This window comes from Cellulomonas sp. PhB143 (assembly GCF_003752595.1).
GTDB lineage: Bacteria > Actinomycetota > Actinomycetes > Actinomycetales > Cellulomonadaceae > Paraoerskovia.
The window spans coordinates 96,359-117,294 of sequence record NZ_RKIJ01000012.1; the positions used below are offsets into that span (position 1 = coordinate 96,359).

At 73.2% G+C, this 20,936-nt stretch carries 13 protein-coding genes; 1 reads left to right on the top strand and 12 read right to left on the bottom strand.

Annotated features, from left to right (window positions below):
* Positions 1–19: 19 nt before the first annotated feature.
* The 8 genes from EDF32_RS08695 to EDF32_RS08730 form a co-directional block, all read right to left on the bottom strand.
* Positions 20–391 (bottom strand): DUF805 domain-containing protein, encoded by a 372-nt coding sequence (locus EDF32_RS08695; protein ID WP_123308149.1) that lies wholly within the window; start codon positions 389–391, stop codon positions 20–22.
* Positions 392–481: 90 nt separating this feature from the next.
* Positions 482–1,636, bottom strand: coding sequence for a 23S rRNA (uracil(747)-C(5))-methyltransferase RlmC (rlmC, locus tag EDF32_RS08700; protein WP_123308150.1), 1,155 nt, complete (start codon positions 1,634–1,636; stop codon positions 482–484).
* A gap of 78 nt (positions 1,637–1,714) precedes the next feature.
* Positions 1,715–5,956, bottom strand: a complete 4,242-nt coding sequence (locus EDF32_RS08705) for a glycoside hydrolase family 2 TIM barrel-domain containing protein (RefSeq protein WP_199734875.1) — start codon at positions 5,954–5,956, stop codon at positions 1,715–1,717.
* Between the two features lie 181 nt (positions 5,957–6,137).
* Complete coding sequence (locus EDF32_RS08710) at positions 6,138–7,298, bottom strand: AI-2E family transporter (protein WP_123308151.1); 1,161 nt, start codon at positions 7,296–7,298, stop codon at positions 6,138–6,140.
* Between the two features lie 107 nt (positions 7,299–7,405).
* Positions 7,406–8,275, bottom strand: a complete 870-nt coding sequence (locus EDF32_RS08715; RefSeq protein ID WP_123308152.1) for a DUF4097 family beta strand repeat-containing protein — start codon at positions 8,273–8,275, stop codon at positions 7,406–7,408.
* Positions 8,272–8,988 (bottom strand): response regulator transcription factor, encoded by a 717-nt coding sequence (locus tag EDF32_RS08720; protein ID WP_123308153.1) that lies wholly within the window; start codon positions 8,986–8,988, stop codon positions 8,272–8,274. The genes EDF32_RS08715 and EDF32_RS08720 overlap by 4 nt, the downstream gene beginning before the upstream one ends.
* Complete coding sequence (locus EDF32_RS08725) at positions 8,976–10,394, bottom strand: sensor domain-containing protein (protein ID WP_123308154.1); 1,419 nt, start codon at positions 10,392–10,394, stop codon at positions 8,976–8,978. The genes EDF32_RS08720 and EDF32_RS08725 overlap by 13 nt, the downstream gene beginning before the upstream one ends.
* Positions 10,395–10,471: 77 nt before the next feature.
* Positions 10,472–11,212 (bottom strand): hypothetical protein, encoded by a 741-nt coding sequence (locus EDF32_RS08730; RefSeq protein ID WP_123308155.1) that lies wholly within the window; start codon positions 11,210–11,212, stop codon positions 10,472–10,474.
* A gap of 105 nt (positions 11,213–11,317) precedes the next feature.
* Here EDF32_RS08730 and EDF32_RS08735 point away from each other — a divergent pair, with 105 nt between their 5' ends.
* Entirely contained in the window at positions 11,318–12,292 is a 975-nt protein-coding gene (locus EDF32_RS08735) for a LacI family DNA-binding transcriptional regulator (protein ID WP_123308156.1), read from the top strand.
* A 93-nt stretch (positions 12,293–12,385) separates the two neighbouring features.
* Here the strand turns inward: EDF32_RS08735 and EDF32_RS08740 are convergent, their stop codons facing one another.
* From EDF32_RS08740 to EDF32_RS08755, 4 genes are all read right to left on the bottom strand, one after another.
* On the bottom strand, positions 12,386–14,359 hold the full coding sequence (locus tag EDF32_RS08740; RefSeq protein WP_123308157.1) for an adenylyl cyclase: 1,974 nt from the start codon (positions 14,357–14,359) through the stop codon (positions 12,386–12,388).
* Between the two features lie 189 nt (positions 14,360–14,548).
* Complete coding sequence (pulA, locus tag EDF32_RS08745; protein ID WP_123308158.1) at positions 14,549–18,244, bottom strand: pullulanase-type alpha-1,6-glucosidase; 3,696 nt, start codon at positions 18,242–18,244, stop codon at positions 14,549–14,551.
* A gap of 45 nt (positions 18,245–18,289) precedes the next feature.
* The gene (locus EDF32_RS08750) at positions 18,290–19,231 is read right to left on the bottom strand and encodes a sugar ABC transporter permease (protein WP_123308159.1); all 942 of its coding nucleotides are present in this window, start codon (positions 19,229–19,231) and stop codon (positions 18,290–18,292) included.
* Complete coding sequence (locus tag EDF32_RS08755; protein ID WP_123308160.1) at positions 19,231–20,868, bottom strand: ABC transporter permease subunit; 1,638 nt, start codon at positions 20,866–20,868, stop codon at positions 19,231–19,233. The genes EDF32_RS08750 and EDF32_RS08755 overlap by 1 nt, the downstream gene beginning before the upstream one ends.
* Positions 20,869–20,936 lie beyond the last annotated feature (68 nt).

The following is a 20,936-nucleotide window of genomic DNA, read 5'->3' on the forward strand; positions in this document are numbered from 1 at the left end:
CTCGGCGGGGTGGGGTGCGTCACCAGACGGGCGCGCCCACCTGCTTGGGCGACGGGCCGAACCGGTTGGGGCCCGGCGTGCTGTCGCTGACGTAGAAGACGAGCAGCACGATGGTGCCGACGATCGGGATCAGGCCGATGAGGATCCACCAGCCCGTGCGGTCGGTGTCGTGCAGGCGCCGGACGGCGACCGCGAGGCTCGGCAGGATCAAGGCCAGGAGGACCAGCCCGGTGAGGAGGCCGCCCGTCCCGAGGACGTTGTCCACGATGCCGACGACGATCTCGACGATGATCACGGCGAGGTAGAAGAACCAGTACTCGGAACGGCGGGCGCGCCCGCTGAAACCGGCGTACTGGGAGAGGACGGAACGCACGGCGTCGCCGAACGACATGATGGCCACCTGGGGCTCGAAGGAACTGACGCCCGCGATCGTAGGGCCTGCCGGCCGCCGCGCACAGGCCCCCGCGGGTGAAACGGCCGGTCAGGCCCGCTCGAGCAGCGTGAGCACCTCGGCGTGCCCCGTCTGCGGGAACATGTCGAACACCTGCCCGCGCACCGGGCGCAGGGTCGCCATCGCGTCGAGGTCGCGGGCGAGGCTCTGGGGGTTGCAGCTCGAGTAGACGACGCGCCGCACGCCGGAGCGCTCCAGGCGCTCCGCCAGCTCGGGCCCGAGCCCGCGCCGCGGCGGGTTGACGATCACCAGGTCGGGGGCGGCCACGCCGTCGTCCGCCCGCAGGTCCGTCCAGGTGCCCGACGACGTGGCGTCGCCCGCGGAGAACGTCACCCCCGCGAGCCCCGCGTCGTGCGCGCTGAGCCGCGCGCTCGCGACCGCCTCGGCGCTGACCTCGATGCCCGTCACCTCCCGTCCCGGCCCCGCGACGTGCAGCGCGAACCCGCCGACCCCGCAGTACAGGTCCCAGACCCGGGCGGGGGCGGCGGCGTCCACCCAGGACCGCGCCTGGCGGTAGAGCGCCGCGGCGACCTCGGTGTTGGTCTGGAAGAACGACTGCGGCCGCAGGTGCAGGTCGAGCCCGTTCACCCGCATGCGCAGCGACTGCGCCTCGGTGAGCGCGATCTCCCGCTCGCCCTCGAGGACCGCGCGGTGCTCGGGCAGAAGGTTGACCGACGCGACCGCGAGCGGCGCGACGCCGGCGAGCCGGCCCGTCAGCCACCCCAGGTGCTTGCGCAGGCGGGCGACCGGCTCCTGCGAGCGCAGCACGAACCGGACCATCAGCTCCCCGTCCGGGGACTCGGTCACGAGCAGGTGCTTGAGCTCGCCGCGGCGCGCCGGGACGTCGTACGGCGTGAGGCGGGCGCGGGCGACGAACGCCGCCAGCACGGGCAGCGCCGCGTGGATCCCTCGGGTGTACAGGCCGCAGTCCTGCAGGTCGACGCCGTGGCCGTCCGCGTCGAGGATGCCGAGCGTCGGGGCGTCGGCCGTGCCTGCGACGACCATCTTGGCCTTGGTGCGGAACCCCGACTCCCGGCTCGCGTGGGGCGCGAGCCAGGCGAGGCCGGGGCGCTCGCCGAGCGCGTCCCGGGCGGCACGGTCCTTGTCGGCGAGCTGCGCCGCGTACGGCCGGCCCATGAGGGTGCACGAGCGGCACCGCCACGCGTCGAAGTAGTCGCACTGCACGACCCGAGCCTATGCCGGGCCGTGCAGTGCGAGGTCCTTCCTGGTCGGTCGCGGCTCACCGTCAGCCGCGACCCGGCGTCAGCCGCAGCTCACCGCCTCGTACGCCGCGGTCTGCTCGGTGGCCGCCGTGCCGCCCGCGCCACCGCCCGCCGGCGTCCCCGTCACCGTGACCTCGCCCGCGTCGAGCGACCCGGACCGGCTGTTGAACGACTGCGCCGCGCTCTTGCCCGGCGCCACCCCGGCCAGGGCCCGCTTGCCGAACGGCGTCGTCAGCACGACGTCGACCGGAGCGTCGCCCGCGTTCGTGGCCCGCACCGCGACGTAGGCGTTGGCCCCCACGCAGCGCGCCACCGCGGTCACGTCGAGGTCGACCGCGGGAGCAGGCTCAGTCGACGTGGGCCGGCGCGACAGGGTCGTCGCGTCGTCGCCGGCCGTGATCGGGCGCAGCCGGTAGGTGAAGGCGTAGTCGTGGTCCGCGAAGAGCCGGTACTTGTCCTGCGTCTCCGAGAACGTCCCGCCGACACCCATCTGCGCGTCGCTCAGGCGCAGGACGACGTCGTCGCGTGCCGGCACCTGGTACGGGTGCCGGGCGCCCTGGGACAGGTCCTCCGGGGTGTTGTGCGAGGCGTTGAACTCCATCGTCGGCTCCGCCGACGCGAGGAGCCCCGCGCCGTCGTCGTCCGTGAGGGAGACCCACCGCGTGGCGGTCCGCTCGCCGTCCTCCTGCGGGCGGATGTAGTCCGTCCCCATCTCCCCGACCGTGCTCTCGTAGAGACCGACGTCGGAGCCGCGGTCGCGGTCGACGTAGTTCTCGTCGGGCCCGCGCCCGTAGTAGGCGACGTGGGTGAGGTCGGAGGGGAGCGTGAGCATCGTGCCCACCTCCGGGATCTGCGGCAGGCTCGACGAGCCCGGGTGCAGGGCGTTGTCCACCTTCACCTCGCCGTTGCCGAACACCGTGTAGGTGGTCGAGTAGGTCGACTCCGTCGTGGTCGGCAGCGTGCCCTTCACCGCGATCCGCACGGCCTGGTCGGCGACGGGCGTGACGTCGACGGACGTCACGGTGCGGTTGTCCCCCGCGTGACGCCAGGTGGCGCTGCGGCCCCCGAAGTTGTCGAGGTCGTTGTCCGTCGGCGCCCGCCAGAAGCTCGGCTCCGGGCCGGAGCCCACGAGGTCCTTGCCGCCGGCGGTGTAGCTCGAGATCGTGCCGGTCTCCTTGTCCACGGTGAGGTCGAACCCGTCGCCGGAGACGTCGACCGCGTCGTCCGACTCGTCGACCGCGACGTCACCGGCGTCGGCCAGCGGGGTCGGCGTGACGTCGGGCGAGCCGAGGTCCACGGGGATCTGGTCGGTCGCGACCGCGTAGCCGGCGTCCGCCCACGGCGAGTCCGCCGTGGTGTCGAACTCCAGCTCGAGGAAGTACTCGGTGCCGGGCGCGACGTCCTCGGGGACGTCGAACGGGACGGTCACCGTGCCCGACGACAGCGGGGCGATGTCGAGCTGGTCCGCGGGGAGGTCGCCGTGCTGCACGGTCTTCCCGTCCGCGACGAGCCGCCAGCGGCCGTCCAGCTCGTCCACGTTGGTGAAGAGGTTCTCGTTGGTGACCTTCACCTGGCCCTTCGTGACGTCGTCGCCCGCGGACACGTTGACCGCCTGGTAGACCTTCTTGACCTCGTCGGCCTTGCCGTTCCAGACCCGGTCGGCGGAGACGATGCCGTTGGCCATGAAGTTGTTGTCGTTCGGGCTGTCCCCCCAGTCCCCGCCGTAGGCGAGGTAGGTGGCCCCGGGCTCGGGCTCGGTCACCTCGTGGTCGGCGGTCGCCGCGTCGAACCAGAACCGCAGGTGCGGGTCCGCCGCGTCGCGGTCGGCGTCGGTGGCCTCGGCTGCCGTCAGCGCCCGGTCGTAGACCCGGGCGTCGCGCACGGTGCCGGAGAACACCCGGTCGGTGCGGGTGGCGTCGAACCCGATCGCGAACGGGTTCCCGTTGTCGTCCGGGACCGCCGCGGTCGCCTTCGTGGCCGCCTGCTTGCCGTCGATGTAGAGCGTCAGGCTGCCGGCGGCGCGGTCGAACACGCCCGTCACGTGGTGCTCGGCGCCCACCCACCCGGTGGGCAGGTTCGCGGTCGCCGCGACCCAGCTGTCCTTCGCGCTGTGGATGAAGAACTCCATCGTGTCGTTCGTCTGCTTCAGGGCCCACTCCGTGTCGCCCTTGATGACGATCGGCTGGTCCCCCGTGGTCGAGGCCGGGGTCACCCACGCCTCGAGGGAGAACGAGCCCCCGAGGTGCATGTCGTCGTCGCCCAGGAACGCGGCGCCGCCGGCCAGGCCGGTCGCCGGGTCGAACGACGACGCCGACGTGAGCGTCGCCTTCAGCGCGCTGGGTCCGGACTCGGTGACGGTCTCGGTCGCCTCCTCGGGCCAGCGCACCGCCTCGTCCGCGAAGTCCCAGATCCAGCCGCCCTGGAGGATCGGGTACTTGCGCACGATGTCCCAGTAGGCGCCGAGGTTGCCGCTCGAGTTGCCCATCGAGTGGGCGTACTCCTGCATGATGTACGGCCGCGTGTCGGTGGTGTCCTTCGCGCGCCGCTCGACCTGGTCGAGCTGCTCGTACATCTGCGAGCGGACGTCGCTGACCTCGGGCCGGTTGTCGCCCTGGTACTGCACGAGGCGGGTCTGGTCGTAGGACTTGATCCAGTCGCGCTGCGCCTTGAAGTCGTTCCCGCTGCCCGCCTCGTTCCCGAGGGACCAGATGACGACCGACGCGTGGTTCTTGTCCCGGTGCACCATGTTCTGGGTGCGGTCCAGGATCGCGGGCAGCCAGGCGGGGTTGCTCCCCGGATAGGTGTCGCTCACCCCGTGCGTCTCGAGGTTCGTCTCGTCCATGACGTACAGGCCGTACTCGTCGGCGAGCTCGTACCAGCGCGGGTCGTTCGGGTAGTGCGAGGTGCGCACCGAGTTCATGTTCATCTTCTTCATCAGCTTCATGTCGCGGACCATGTCCGCCTCGGTCAGCGCGTACCCGTGGTCCGGGTCGACCTCGTGGCGGTTGGTCCCGCGGAACGAGATCGGCTGGCCGTTGATCTTCATCAGGCCGTCCTTCATCGCGAACTCGCGGAAGCCGACGCGCGAGGAGATCTGCTCCGTGACCTTCCCGTCCGGGTCCTTGAGGGACAGCACCGCCGTGTAGAGGTTCGGGTGCTCGGCCGACCACAGCTCCGGGGCGTCCACGGGCTTGGACTTCTGCGACGTCGCGTCCGTGCCCGGGTCGGCGCCCGCGACGTCGGCCTGCTGGACGAGCGGCTCCTCCCACACGGGCGAGCCGTCGGCGTCGTAGAGCTGGGTCTCGACCGAGTAGTCACCGGCGGCCGCGGCATCGCCGTAGCTGCGCACGCTGGCCGTGACGTCGAGGCTCCCGCCGGTGTAGTCGGCGTTCAGCGGCGTGGTGATCCAGTAGTCGCGCAGGTGCACCTGCGGCGTCGACATCAGGTAGACCGACCGGAAGATGCCCGCCAGGCGGACCATGTCCTGGTCCTCCATCCAGGAGCCGTCCGACCACCGGTACACCTCGACGGAGACGTCGTTCTTCCCCGCGTGCAGGTAGTCGGTGATGTCGAACTCGCTCGCGTCGTGCGAGTCCTCGCGGTAGCCGACCTTCTTGCCGTTGACCCAGACGTAGAACGCGGAGGAGACCCCGTCGAAGTGCAGGAACGTCTCGCGCCCGTCCCACGCCTCGGGGAGGTCGAAGGTGCGCTTGTACTGGCCGACCGGGTTGACCTCGGTCGGGGCGTGCGGCGGCGTCGGGTTCTCGAAGTTCCCGTTCTTGCCGGTGAACGGGTAGGTGATGTTCGTGTAGATCGGGGCGTCGTACCCCTCGAGCTGCCAGCTCGACGGGACGTCGATGTCGTCCCAGCCGCTGTCGTCGACGTCGGTGTCGTAGAAGTCGAGCTGGCGGTCCGCCGGCGCGTCGACGTGCTGGAACTTCCAGGTGCCGTCGAGGGACTGCCGGTACGGCGAGTCCGTGCGGTCGCCCGCGAGCGCCTGGTCGAGGTCCGCGTACGGCATCAGGGTCGCGTGCGCGGGCTCGGCGTTCACCGCGAACGTCTCGATGTTGTTGTTCCACTCGGGGTCGCCGTTGGCGGGGTCCGTCCAGTCGCCGGGCGCGCCGGACGGGCTCGCGGCGGCCGGGGCTGCTGCGGGTACGGCCGACGACGCGGCGGTGACGGTTGCCGCGCCGGCCCCGGCCGCTGCGGAGCTCTGGAGTGGTGGACTCGCCGCGGTGGCCGTCGTCGCGTAGCCGAGCAGGCCGACAGACAGCGCTGTCACCGTGGCCAGGGATCGTCTCAGGATCATCATCGTTCCTGTTCTGTGCCGGTCGGCGGCTGCGGTGCCGCCTGGTCGTCCGCGGTCCGGCGGCATGGGCACGGACCACGAGTACCCGACCGACCCTACGAGCCCCGGTCAACCGCGCAACCGGAGCACGCCCGGGGCCGCTGCGGCGCTGCCGTCAGGTGGTCGCGCCCGCGGTCCCGGGCTCCTCGGGCTCCGCCGCCGCCGGCCCCGTCGGCCCCGTCGGCCCCTCCGCAGCGCGGACGCTCTCGCCGTCGTCCGTGCTCCCCGGCTCCGGGTCGCGCGCGTCCGGGTCCCCCGAGAGCCAGCGGAGCCATCCGCTGCTCGGGTCGGGCTCGAGGATGAACGAGCGCACGAGCAGGGTGAGCGGGATCGCGAGGATCGCGCCGAGCGGGCCGATGATGAACGTCCAGAACACCACGGACATGAAGCTCAGCGTCAGGCTCAGGCTCACCGTGTCGGCCACGAACTTGGGCTGCACCAGCACCTGGAGCACCACGTTGACGACGCAGTAGAGCGCGATCACCGCGACGGCCAGCGGCCAGCCGCCGACGACCAGCGCCATGACGGCGGGCGGCACGAGGCCGAGGATGAAGCCGATGTTCGGCACGAAGTTCGTGACGAACGCGAGGATCGCCCAGACGGCCGGCGCCGGGACGCCGAGCGCCCACAGGGCGAGCCCGTCGATCACCGCGACGATCGCACCGAAGGTCGCGTTGACCACGAAGTAGCGCCGGACGCCGACGTTGTAGGCCGCGGCCCGCGCGATGACCGGACCGCGGGTCAGCCCGAAGGTCTGTCCCGCGGTGCCGTACCGGGCGGCGTCGGCCGCCATGAAGATCGCGTAGCCGAGGATGAAGAAGAACGCTCCGCCGATCGAGAAGACCATCCCGCTGACCGACGTCGCGATGGCCAGCAGCCGCGTCGGGTCGAAGAAGTCGGTCACGTACCCGGCGATGTCGCCCTGCACGCCGAACGACTGCAGGGTGTCGTCGAGGTCGTTCACGGTCTGGGTCAGCTGGGGCAGGTAGTCGCCCACCAGGCCGCCGAACTTCACGCCCGCGTACACGAGCATCGCGAGCAGGACCGCGAGGATCAGGTAGGCGGCCACGATCACCACGGTCGTCGCGAGCCACCGCGGCCAGCCGCGCGCCTCGAGCGGCACCTGCAGCGGCATGACGATGATGACGATGACCGCCGCGAGCAGCAGCGGGCCGAGGATCCCGCTGGCGACGTGGACGCCAGCGAGGACGACGACGGCCGCCGCCAGGCTCAGCAGCGTGCGGGTGGCGGGCGTCAGGCCCTGGGGCGAGCTCATCGGCGTGCTCCTCGTCGGTGGCGTGCTCTCGGCGTGCGGTCTGCGGCGTTCGGGGGTCATGATCCACCACCCGTTGCCCCGGCGCGCCCGACGGCGCGGCGCGCGCCTCAGTCCAGGTAGGTCACGTCCCCGTTCGAGGTGCTGATCCGCACCCGAACCGGCGCCGAGGGGTCGGTGGCGCCCTCGACGGTCCGCTCGCCGTTCGAGGTCTCGATGGTCAGCACGACCGGGTGGCCCGCTCCCCGCACGGTGATGTCGCCGTTGCTGGACTCCGCGTCGACGTCGCCCGCCACGTCGTCGACGTCCACGCGGCCGTTGCTCGTCTCGAGCACCGCGTCCCCCGTGACGCCGGAGACGTCGATCGCGCCGTTGCTCGAGCGCGCGTCGAGGTTCCCGTCGACGTCGCCGGCCTGGACCCGGCCGTTGCTCGTCTCGACGGTCGTGTCGCCCACGACGTCGGAGACCTCGACGCGGCCGTCGCTCGTGCTCAGGCGGGTCCGCCCGACGAGCCCCGAGGCGCGCACCGCGCCGCTCGAGCTGTGCACCACCACCTCGGTGCGCTCGGGGACGACGACGTCCAGCGAGCCCCGGCACACGCCGCTCGACGGCCACCAGCCGCACTCGTGCGAGACCACGAGCCGGTCGCCCGCGGCCTCGGCCGAGTACGTCGGGCCGCTGAACCCCGAGCGCGCGGTGCTCTCGACCGACACCCCGGTCTCGTCGGCGCCGCCGCGCACCGTGACGTGGCCGTCGGCGACGAGCTCGACGACGGGCGCCGCGGCATAGGAACGGGTCGCGGACGTCGACGTCGCCGACGCCCAGTCCGCGAGCTGGAACCCGCCCCACGCGAGGAGCAGGACGCCGACGGTGCCGCCCAGCCACGCGAGCGCGCGGGCCCCCGGGCCGCGCCGCGGCGGGCCGGCGGGCTCCCGTGGCGGCGCGGCGGCGGCCGGCGTCTGGTCCTGGGTCGCGGTCATGGCTTCGCCCCGTTCGTGGGTCGGTCCTCCAGCCAGCGCAGGACGGCGAGCACCCGGCGGTGGTCGTCCGAGTCCGGCGGCAGCCCGAGCTTGGTCAGGATGGAGGTGACGTGCTTCTCGACGGCGGCGAGGCCCACGACGAGGCGCTCCGCGATCGCACCGTTCGAGCGGCCCTCGGCCATGAGGCCCAGCACGTCCCGCTCGCGCGGCGTCAGCACCTCGAGCCCCGAGCGCCGGGTGCGGGCCAGGATCTGCGCGACGACGTCCGGGTCGATCACCGTGCCGCCGCCGGCCACGCGGTGCAGCGCGTCGAGGAACTCGTCGACGTCCGCCACGCGGTCCTTGAGCACGTACCCGAGCCCGCGCACGTCGCCCGCGAAGAGCTCGGTCGCGTAGCGCTGCTCGACGTACTGGGACAGCACGAGCACGGGCAGGCGCGGGTACAGGCTGCGCAGGTGGACGGCGGCGCGCAGGCCCTCGTCGGTGTGGGTCGGCGGCATCCGGACGTCGGTGACGACGACGTCGGCCGGCAGGGCGAGGTCCTCCGGGTCCGGGTCGGGGTCCGCGTCCGCGGCGCACCAGCTGCCCGGGCCGAGGGCGGCGACGAGGTCGTCGGCCGTCGTGTAGCCGGTCACCTCGTGACCCTCGGCGCGCAGGAGCCGGGTCAGGCCGTCGAGCAGGAGGACCGAGTCCTCGGCGATCACGATGCGCACGGGAGCTCCACGGTCAGTCGGGTGCCCCGGCCCTCGGGGCTGGTCAGGTCGACGGCGCCGTCGAGCGCCGCGACGCGGCTGCGCAGCCCGTCGAGACCCGAGCCGGGCGCCGAGCGGGCGCCCCCCCGGCCGTCGTCGGTCACGACGACCCGCAGGCGGGCGACGGCGCCGTCCCCGTCGGGGAGGACGACGCTCGCCTCGACCCGCGCCGCGCGCGCCTCGGCGTGCTTGGCGACGTTGGTCAGCGCCTCGGCCACCACGAAGTACGCGGCCGCCTGGGCGCCGGGCGCCGCCCGGCCGAGCGACGCGGCGTCGGGCACGACGACGGTGACGGGGACCGGGCTGCGCGCGGCGAGCGCCGAGAGGGCCGCGTCGAGGCCGCGGTCCGTGAGCACGGCGGGGTGGATGCCGCGCACGAGGTCGCGCAGCTCGGCGAGCGTCTCCTTGACCTCGCGGTGGGCGTGGTCGAGCGCCGCGACCGCCGACTGCGGGTCGCGCGCGGCGGCCCGGCGGGCGGTGCCGAGCTCGACCCCCAGGGCGACGAGACGCTGCTGGGCGCCGTCGTGCAGGTCGCGCTCGATGCGGCGGCGCTCCGCGTTGGCCGCGTCGACGGCGCGGGTGCGGGTCTCGGTGAGCGTCACGGCACGGCCCTCCGCGGCGGCGGCCGCCCGCCGCGCCGCCCGCGCGGCCGCGAGCGCCGCGTCCCGCTCCGAGGGGCCGAGCATGGCCCGCGCCATCCGGACATGGCGCAGCGCGGCGCCCTGCGCCGCGAGGCACGACATCCAGGCGAGGACGACGCCGACGAGCGCCGCCGCCGTCGCCACGACCGGGTAGGGCGCGTCGAACCAGCCAGCGACGTTGGTCCCCCGCCCGTAGAGGGGGAACGCGAGCGCCGCGACGGCCCCGGAGCCGAGGCCGATGGTCAGCGCGAAGGCGAGGCACGCGACGAGCATCCCGACGAACGCGTACAGGACGTGCGCCCAGGTGCGCCCGTCCGTCGCGACGGCCCACCACGTCGTCGGGCGCCACCAGCCGGGGCGGCGCGACGGGCGGTAGAAGGGGCGGGCGATGCGCGTGCCGCACTGGGCGGCCAGCCGGGCGCGCTCGGCCGCGGCGATGCCGCGCGTCCCCATGAGCGAGAGGCCCAGGAGAGGGACGCCGACCCCGAGCGCCGGGACCAGCCCGACGGAGACGCTCACGAGGACGACGACCACGATCCCCGCCGGGAGCAGCCACACGAAGGCGACGACGACCTGTGCGAGCGCCCGCCAGCTCGCGGCGGTGACGGGGGCGAGCCAGAACCCGGCAGCCGACGCGAACGCCGGCGCGACGAGGTCGCGGTCGGCGGCGTAGGAGCCGGGGGACGCGTCGGGCAGGCCGCGGGACGCGTCGGTGGGGGCGCTCATGAGGACGAGGCTAGGCGGGCCGGGGGCCGCGCGGACACCGAGGAGACCCACCGGTCGGGGGTAGGGCAGGCCGGAGGTCAGCCCTGGTAGTCGTGGTACGCGTCCGTGAACGCCGCGCGGTGCGCCGCGTAGCTCTTCGCGATCCGCTGCAGCTCCGTCGTCGCGTCCTCGACGGCGCCCGCGTCGGTGCGGTCGAGGTCGGCGTCCGCGTCGGTGACGTGGCGCAGGTCGATGTCGTCCTGGTCGATGCCGTTCTCGGCGTCCTGCAGGGCGATCTCGGGGTCGGTGGCGTAGTGCTCGACGGTGTACGAGTGGTCGTCGAGGAGCGCGTGGGCCTTCTTCTTCTCGTGCTTCGCGTCCGCGAGCGCGTCGTCGTACCCGGCCGCCGCGGCGTCGCCCCGGCCGTGCTCGGCCTCCGCGAGCTCGGCGTCCATCTCGTCGGAGATCGCCTGGGCGGTGCTGATCGACGAGGTCAGGGAGTCGTTCGCGGCCTGGAGGGCGTCGGTGCCGTCGGCCGCGGTCAGGGCTTCCGGCGCCTGCGTGAGCTGCTTCGTCGAGGCGAGCGTCGCGTCGATCCGGGCCGAGAGGTCCTCGCTCACGGCGCCCTCCTGCTGGACGGCCTGCAGCCGGGTGTAGGAGTCGCCGACGTGGTCGAGCAGGTCCTGGTACTGCTGCACGAGCGCCGCGTCCGTCGAGGCCGCGGCGCTCGGGTCGGGGGCCGCGGCGTCGTCCGACCCGCACCCGGCGAGCGTCCCGCCGAGGGCGAGGCCGAGGGCGAGCGCGAGCGACGCCCGTCGGACGGCGGGACTGCGGCTCATCGGTTCTCCTCGGTCGCTCGGGTGCCGGCGCGAGCCACCGTACATGCCGGCCGCGCCCCGATAGGGTGCAGGTCATCACCGCCCCTGCTCGAGGAGGAGCACCCCGTGCCGCGAGTCACCAGCGCCGACGTCGCCCGTGCGAGCGGCGTCTCGCGGACGACGGTCAGCTACGTCCTCAACGGGCTCGGGCCGTCCGACGGCGTCTCCGTCTCCCGCGAGACCCGCGCGCGGGTCCAGGCGGTCGCGGCGGAGCTGGGGTACGCGCCGTCGGCCGCCGCCCGCACCCTGCGCCGGGGGCGCAGCGACCTCGTCGTGTGCGTGCTCCCGGACTGGCCCGTGGGGCCGACCGTCGAGACCATGCTCGACCACCTGACCGACGCGCTCGCCGCCCGGGGCCTGTTCGTCCTGGTCCACCACCACCGCGACTCGCGCCCCCTCGCGGAGCTGTGGCGCGCCGTGACGCCACGCGCCGCGGTGGGCCTGGCGCCGTTCGCCGAGCAGGACGTCCGGGCGATGCAGCAGGCCGGGATCCAGGTCGTCGGCGCCGGCGAGGAGTCGCGCCAGGCGTTCGACGCCGGGCAGCAGCACCTCGGGCGGCTGCAGGCGGCGCACCTCGCGGACGCGGGGCACCGGCGGCTGGCCTATGCCACGTCCGACGACGCACGGCTGGCCGGGTTCGTCGCCCAGCGGCTGGCGGGCGTGCGCGCGTGGTGCGCCGAGCACGGGCTGCCCGCGCCGGTCGCGGGTCCCGTGGCCGCGGACGTGCCCGCCGCCGAGGCGGTCGGCGGCTGGCGCCGCGCGGGGGTGACCGGGGTCGCCGCGTACAACGACGACGTCGCCCTCGCCGTCCTCGCCGGGGCGCACGCCCGCGGCGTCGTCGTGCCGCAGGAGCTCGCCGTGCTCGGGGTCGACGACGTGCCCGCGTCCCGGCTCTCGACGCCGCCGCTGACCACGGTCGCCCAGCCCGCCGCGGCGCAGTCCGAGCACCTCGCGCGGGTGGTCCTCGCCGAGCTCGACGGCGTCGAGGCGCCCGGGTGGCCGGACGACCCGGTGCGCATCGTGGCGCGCGGCACGGTCTGACCCCGCCGAGAAGTCGAACTCGGCCCCTGATTCCGAAGTATCCGGGGCCGAGTTCGACGTCTCGGCGGGCCCGAGCCGGGCCGGGACCGGGCGCTACTTCGCCGGGTAGTCCGTCACGTACTCCGGCACGCCCGAGGTCGACGGCGGCACCGCGTCGCCCACCCCGTTCACCACGTGGTTGATCGTCCCCGCGGAGAGGTTGACCGTCATGATGTGGTGCAGCTGCACGCCCGGGGCGTCCGGCACGGAGAACCCGTTCTCCGTGACGATCGAGGGGTTGTTCTGGTTGAACACGTACACCCCGGCCCCGTACAGGTGGTGACGCTGCACGCCGTCGGACACCGTGTAGCCCTCGTACCCGAGGGTGCCGTCCTTCTGCGTCCAGTCCGCCTGCGTCGGCGGGTCGTACGGCAGCTCGTTCTGGTAGAGCACGACCGTGCCGTCCTCGCCGTTCCAGATCGTGTTGTGCTGCTGGAAGTGCTCGACGAACAGGCCCGTCGCCGTCACCCGGTCACCGTTGACGATGACGCCGTTGGTGCCGGTGTTGGTGCGCCAGCGGTCCGTGTCGCCGTTCACGCCGTTGGTGAAGCCCTCGACGCCGTGGTCGGCGCGCCAGACCCAGGTGTGGTCGATGAGCACGTCGTCGGAGTTGATCTCCAGCGCGGTGTCGACCTTGCCGACGTGCGCGCCGCCGACGCGGAAGTACACGTCGGACAGCGTCACCGGGTTGGAGCCCGTGGTGCAGCGCGGGTCGATCTTCGCGTAGCGCTGGTTGACGCAGAGCCGGTCGCGCAGGGCGTCGATCTTCGTGATCAGCGCGGGCTTGGACGTCGGGCCGACGCGCAGCAGGGTCTTGGACTTCGTGGGCCCCGCGTCGATCGAGACGCCCGCGACGACGACGCCCGAGATGCTGTCGGCGATCGTCAGCGGCGTCGCACCGTTGACGGCGGTCAGCGTCGCGTGGCCCATGCCGAGCACCACGGTGTCCGGGCGGACGACGTTGATGCTGCTCGCCACGTCGTACATGCCCGGGGTGAGGAGGAGGTTCTTGCCGCTCGCGAGCTCGAGGTTGATCCGCGCGACGGAGTCGCCCGGCTTCGCGATGTAGAAGTCCTTGATCGGCACCGTGCGGCCCGGCGTCGTGCCGTCCGCCCACGAGACCCCGCTCGAGCTCTTCTGGGCCGCGGGGACGCGCACGTTGTACGTGCCGTCGTCGGCCACGAAGAGGTACGGCTTCTCGCGGCTGACCGGGGTCTTGTCGAGCGTCGTGTAGGGCTCGGTCGGGAAGCTCGCCTCGGACGGCGCCCCCACCACCCCGGAGAAGACCTGGTTCCACACGCCGTTGGACCAGCCGCCGCCGAGCACGCTGTTGCGCGTCAGCCACTGCTGCTGGGAGCCGCTGACGACCTGGGTGTCGAAGCGGGAGTCGGCGATGTAGCCGCCGCTCGCGTACTGCGGGCCCGCGGTGCAGTAGTCCATGAGCGAGACGGGGCCCTGGACGTCGAGGCGCCGCATCGAGACCGCCTGGGAGACCGCCCAGAAGTTGGCCGTGGCCTCGCAGCCGCCCTGGCCGGCGGTGTTCACGTCCAGCTTGAGGTTCGCCAGCGTGCGCCAGAAGTTGACGAGCGCGAGGCAGTTCGACGTGCCGCCGTTCTCGAGGCAGCGGTTGCGCACCTCGATCGCGCCGTCGACCGTGACGTCGTCGGGCGACTCGCCGAGGCCCGCGACCTCCGTGAAGTAGCCGACGCCGAACTGCAGCGGGTCGGCGTCCGAGCCGTACTCGCCCGGCGCGAAGTAGACGCCGTAGCGGTCGCTGCTCGTCTCCGCGTCGACCTGCTTGTCGTGCAGGGCGTCCATCTTCGCCTGGATCTCGGCCTGCGGGGTCTTCGGCGTGAAGATCGTGACGTTGGGGCCGAAGTCGGGGTTCTTGGGGTCGATCGTCTGGCGCGGCGCGGCCTGCGCGGCGCCGGCCGTCAGGGTGGTCGCGGCGATCAGCACCGCGGTCGCCGCGGCGATCGCCGGTGCGCTCCTGCGGCGTCGGTGCCGCGGGGTGTCGGTCGATGACATGGGGCTCGTTCCTCTCCGTCGAGGGCAGGCGCTGACTCGTGTCACTACGCCCGACGCGACTCTAGGAGCAACCGGGCCCGGCGCACAACCCGCCGCGCGTCCGCCGAGACGTCGAATTCCGCCCCTCGATTCGAAGAATCAGGGGCCGAATTCGACGTCTCGGCGGGGTGCACCGCCGGACCCGGTCCGTCAGAGCCGCGTCCACGGCCCCCACGGCGAGGCGCCCGGCGTCTGGTTGCGCGTCCACCAGCGGGCCTCGTACCGGTGCCCGTCGTAGGTCACGACGTCGCCCGCCTCGAAGACCCGCGACGCCGTCCAGCGCGCGACGCCGCCCGTCTCCGCGATCTCCTGCCACGAGCCCCACGGCGACGCACCGGGCGTCTCCTGCGTCCACCACCCCGCGCGGTACACGGCGCCCTGGTAGGTCACCTCGTCGCCCGCGGTGTACACCGCGCCCTTCGTCCAGGCCGGCGGGCCGTCGGGGACGACGGCGGTCGCCTGGGTCAGGACGGCGACCGTCCGCGCCGGGACGCTCACCGTGCCCGACGACGTCTCCCAGCCCGTGCTCCTGACCACCGGGTCCGCGCCGCCCGCCTGCACGGCCGAGAGCGCGAAGCCGCGGCCGGCGAGCGCCGGCACCGTCTCCGTCACGGCGTCGGGCGAGGCGTTGAGGACCACGAGGACCCCGTCGAGCGCGGGGTCGACGTCCTCGCCCACGAGGTCGTCGATGCTCATGACGATCACGCCGGGGTGCGCGGCGACCGGGAACGTGAGCTTCTGCTCGATGCGCGCGGCCGTGCCGAGCCGGAACAGCGGGGTGGAGGCCTTGAGCCGGAGCAGGTCCTGCGCCTGCGCCGTCGCTGCGGCCGTCGCGGCGGCGCCGGGGCGCAGCGCGGGGTCCGCGAGCAGCGGCGCGTCCACCGCCCAGTGCACCTGGTTGTCCGCCGCCGGCGGCAGGCCCGAGCCGAACGTGCTCGTCCGTCCCGTCCAGTCGACCCGGTTGAACCAGTCGCCGGAGTCGTAGCTGTTCTGGTCGAGGGACTTGCTGCGCAGCAGGTCCGAGCCGGCGAGCCACATCGACGGGGACTGCGAGAGCGTCGCCGTCGCGAGGGACAGGGTCTGCATGCGTACCCGGTCGGCCATCGACGTGGCCTGCGGCAGCTTCACCGCGAGGGCGTCGAACAGCGTCTGGTTGTCGTGCGCGTCGACGTAGGCGACGCTCTCGTCCGGCTGCTCGCCGTACCCGGCCGGCTGGCCGCCGTAGTCGACCTCGTCGCCGCGCACACGCTCGCCGCCCGAGCCCGTGAACGCGAAGCCCGCCAGGTTGCCCGCGAGCCCGACCTTGACGAGGTCCTCGTCGTGGCCGAGCAGCGCCGCCGCCTCGGCGGCGGACCCGTTCGACGCGTCGCCGTTGGGGTCGGTCGACAAACCGCTGCCGAACCCCTGCTGCCGGAAGGTGTCGGCCTGGACGGGGCTTCCCCCACGGACGCCGTCGCGCAGGCGGTCGTTGAACGTCCCGATCCCCGTACCGCCCAGGTTGCCCTGCCGGGCCTGGGGGAAGTAGGCGTCGTCGGCCACGGGACCGAAGTTCCAGCCCTCGCCGTAGACGTCGATGCCCGACCCGTCGACGCCGTCCTTCGCGGCCGTCAGCGCGTGCACCGCGTCGCGCACCGCCTCCATGTTCGCCACGGAGTGGAACCCCATGAGGTCGAACCGGAAGCCGTCGACCTTGTAGTCCTTCGCCCAGGTGACGACCGAGTCGACCATGAGCTTCTCGGCCATGGCGTGCTCCGTCGCGACGTCCTGGCAGCAGGTCGCCGTCTGCACGGTGCCGGCGGCGTCGAGCCGCTGGTAGTAGCCGGGCACGACCCGGTCGAGGACGGACGCGTCGGCCTGGCCGCTCGCGGACGTGTGGTTGAAGACCTGGTCGAGGACGACCTGGTAGCCGTCGGCGTGCAGCGCGCCGACCATGGTGCGGAACTCCGCGACGCGCGCCGCGCCCTCCGGGTGGGCCGCGAGCGACCCGTCCGGCACCGAGTAGTGCACCGGGTCGTAGCCCCAGTTGAAGCCGTCGTCCCCGGCGACCGCCCCGACGCAGGCCTGCTGCTCCTCGGACGCCGGGCCGTACGACGCGAGGTCGCAGCCCGGCGTCTCCTGCGCCGCCCGGTCCTCGTCGACGCTCGCGAAGTCGAACGTCGGCTGGAGGTGGACCGTGTTCATGCCCGCCGCGGCGAGCGCCCGCAGGTGCTCCGTCCCCGAACCGTCGACGGCGAACGCCCCGTAGGTCCCGCGCAGGGCCTCCGGCACGCTCGTGTCGCCGATCGAGAAGTCGCGCACGGACAGCTCGTAGATGGAGCGGTCGACCGCCCGGCCCACCACCGGCGACGGCGTGCTCGACCACTGCGCCGGCCGGGTCGCCGGGGCGGAGAGGTCCACGAGCACGGACCGGGTGGCGTTCGTGGTGAGCGCGACGGAGTAGGGGTCCGTGACGCGGTTGGTGACGACGGCGTCCACCGTCGGGGCGTAGACCCGCACCTCCCACAGGTAGGAGTCCCCCGCGCGACCCGCCTTGCGCACGGTCCACGACCCGTCCTCCTGACGGACGGCGGGCACGCGCTCGGCGTCGGCGCCCGCGCCCGCACCGGCCGCCCAGCGCAGCAGGGTGACGTCCTGCGCCGTCGGCGCCCACAGCGCGAGCGACGCCGTCCCCCGGCCCGCGCCGCCGGCGCCCCAGGTCGCGCCGAGGGCACGGTCGCGGGCGGCGCCCGCGTAGAGGTCGTCCAGCACGCCCGGCACCTGCACGCCGGTGAAGGCCGTGACCGCGCTCCCCGAGCGCTGCACCACCCGGAGCTGACCCGTCAGCGCGGCGCGGGCGCCGTCGTCGGACAGGTCCCGCGGGTGCAGGGCGAGGTAGCCCGCGAGCGCGGGGAAGCGCTCCAGCTGGTCCTTCGTCAGACCGGCCGCGTCATAGGCGAGCCCGACGCCGTCGGCCGGCTCGCCGCCGTCGGTCACCACCCCGTCCGACGTGGCGAGCGAGGCCTCCTCGGAGGAGTAGAGCCCCCAGGAGGCGTCGGAGGGGTCGGTGCCGCCGAGCAGGTCCGCCGGCCAGGCGACCGTGCCCGCGTCGACCCACACCGCGCGCTCCTGGCCGGTGCCGGCCGCGGGCGGGTCGGTGACGTCGATCGAGAGCCGGTGCGTCGCGAGCTCGTAGGAGAAGACCACCTGCTTGCCCGCGCTGGCGCTGAACGCGATGTTCGCCCCTCCTGCCTCCCCGCCCTCGCCGTAGCTCTCGTCCCAGCTCGTGCCGTGCGCCACCTTCACCTCGTAGCTGCCGGTGGGCAGCGACGAGGTCGCGAACGTGAAGACGCCGTCGCCGTCGGGGTCCTCGAGCCAGGTCCGCAGGCAGTCGGGCGCCCAGTCGCCGGGGCAGCCCAGCTCGGACTGGAAGCTCCCGGCCAGGGTCGCGACCGGCGCGATCGCGGTGTTCGACACGTGGTGGGTGACGGGGTCGTAGAAGAAGGCGACGTCGCCGCCGTCGGTGGTGTAGGCGATGTCGGGGCCGCCGGGCACGCCGCCCGCGCCGTAGTTCTCGTCCCAGGTGCCGTCGATCGCGACCTTGAAGTGGTACGTGCCGGCCGGGAGGTCGAACGTCCCGGCGAAGACGCCGTCGTCCCGCAGCGTCAGCTGCGCCGCGGCGCAGTCCGTCTGCCAGTCCCCGGCGCAGCCCATCTCGCTGTTGTGGTCGCCGGCGACCACGACCTGGGTGGGGGTCGGCGCCGCGGCGGGCACGACGGCGGTCGCAGGCCCGGCCGCGAGACCCGCGGCCAGCAGGGCGCCGAGGCCCAGCAGGGATGCCGCGCGCAGGGCGCGGGGACGGCTTCTCATGACTGACTCCTTCGTCAGGTCGAACCGGGGACGGTGCGCCGCTGCCTACTTGACGCTGCCGGCGGTGAGCCCGCCGACGATGTACTTCTGCAGCAGCAGGAAGACGACCATCACCGGCACCGCGGAGAGCACGGCCCCGGCGGCGAAGATCGCCCAGTTGTTGGAGAACGCCTGCGAGACGAACATGTACAGCCCGACGGCGAGCGTCTGGCTCTGCGGGTCCGTCAGCACGAGGCTCGCGATGACGTACTCGCCGCTCGTCGCGATGAACGACAGCAGCCCGACGACCGCGAGGATCGGCGCCACCAGCCGCAGCACGATGGTGAAGAAGATCCGGGCGTGGCCCGCCCCGTCGATCTTCGCGGCCTCGTCGATCGAGACGGGCACCGTGCTGAAGTACCCGTACATCAGGTAGGTGTTCACCCCGAGCGCGCCGCCGAGGTAGACCATGATCAGCCCGAGGTGGGTGCCCAGGCCCAGCGCGGGGAACACGTCGCCGATCGACGACAGCAGCAGGAAGATCGCCACGAACGCGAGGAACTGCGGGAACATCTGGACGAGCATCAGCGAGAGCAGGCCCACCCGCCGGCCCCGGAACCGCATCCGGGAGAAGGCGTAGGCGGCGAGCGCCCCGAGGAACACCGTGGCGACGGCGGTGACGCTCGCGATCACCAGGGTGTTGACGAACCAGCGGCCGAACGGCTGGCTCGGGTCGGTGAACAGGTCGACGTAGTTGCTCAGGTCGATCGTCGAGAACAGCTGGTTGGAGCCGACGAGCGAGCCGCCCGGGTTGAACGACGCGCTGAGCACGTACAGCAGCGGGAAGACCGCGAACACGACGAGCACGAGCGCGACCAGGTGGCGCCAGCCCGTGTCGCGGAACCAGCGGCCCAGGCTGAAGGGACGCCTCGCCCGCCCGGTGGACGACGGCGGCGGCGTGGGTCCGGCGGGCCCGGAGGGGCGAGCGGTGACCTCGGTGGTGGCCATCAGTGGATCTCCTCGAGTGCCTTGGTCCGGCGGTACGCGACGACCGAGACGAGCGCCACCAGGATGAAGATGAGGATCGACAGGGCGCTCGCGAGGCCGAAGTCCCGGCCTCCGCCCTGCCCGTTCGCGATCTTGTAGACCATCGTGATCAGCAGGTCCGTCGAGCCGACGTCCAGCGTCGTGTCGCTGAACCGCGGCCAACCGCGCGTCAGCATGTAGATGACGTTGAAGTTGTTGAAGTTGAAGGCGAACGACGCGATCAGCAGCGGTGCCGTCGAGACGAGCAGCAGCGGGAGCTTGATCGCCCGGAACACCCGCCACGGGCCGGCGCCGTCGACGCGGGCCGCCTCCTCGAGCTCGCCCGGCAGCGACTGCAGCGCCCCCGTGCACACGAGGAACATGTACGGGTAGCCCAGCCACAGGTTCACCAGCAGCACGCTGAACCGCGCCAGCCACGGGTCCGTCAGCCAGGGGACGTCGGCCCCGCCGAGGAGCACCTGGTTGATGAACCCGAACTCCGGGTTCATCAGGCCCGCCCACACGAGGCCGGAGAGGAACGCCGGGAACGCGTACGGCAGGATCACCAGCACCCGGTAGTAGCGCACGCCGCGCATGCGCGGGTGGTTGAGCACGAGCGCGAGGAACAGCCCCATCGCGAAGGTGGAGGCCACCGAGAGGATCGCGAACGTGAACGTCCACGCGGTCACGCGCAGCAGCGGCTGGGAGATCTGGTCGTCCGTGAAGGCCCGGACGAAGTTGTCGAACCCGACGCCGATCTTCCAGCCGGGGGTCAGGGCCGTGCCGTCGTCGGACACGAAGGCCCCGTCGCCGCCGTCGCGGTAGACGGTCCCGTCCGTCGCGGTGAAGGTGTCCGTCGCCGCGTCGTAGGTGACGGCCGAGCGGTAGACGTAGGCGGTGCTCGCGTCGTCGGTGCGCAGGAAGCCGCTGCCCGGGTCGTCCGAGATCGGCACCGTGAGGTCGACGACGTCGCCCTGGCGCCCGAGCACGTCGGCCAGGGTGAGCGTCGTGTACCCGGGCGCGCCCGTGGCGGTGCCGGTCGCGTCGGTCAGCGGGGAGCCGACGACGGTCAGCGGCTCGTCCGCGGTGCCCACCTCGACCTCGCCGGAGTCAGGGTCCGTGACGAGCAGGCCGAGGTCGCCGTCCTTCTCGACGACGGTCACGGGGTAGGCCGGGGAGTCGGGGACGCGCTCGAGCCCGGCCCGGCTGATCGACGCGATCGCGTCGTCCTTCGAGCCGTTGTGCCCGTCGCCGTAGTTGGTGAACGCGATGTAGCCGCTGAACAGGACGACGCCGACCTGGAAGACGAGCAGGAACGCGACGCCGGGCGTGAGGTACTTCGCCGGCAGGCGCCGGCCGCGGCCGAGGTAGATCCAGTTGATCAGACCGGTGACGACCACGGTGACGACCACCGGCACCCACATCGACAGGCCGACCATGACCACGATGCCGGCCACCGCGAGCCCGTCCAGACCGCCGAGCAGCACGATCTTGGCCAGGACCGCGAAGGTGCCCGCCCCGGTCAGGGCGGGCCGGCCGCGGCGCGGCGGGGGCCCGTCGTTCAGGCGCGGTGAGCCGCGCGGGGGCGCGGGCGGTGCCGCGGTGACCTGGTTCGCCATGGTGGTGCTCAGCTCCTTCGCCGGACGCGGGGCGGGGTCCGGTCTCCCGGACCCCGCCCTGAGACGTC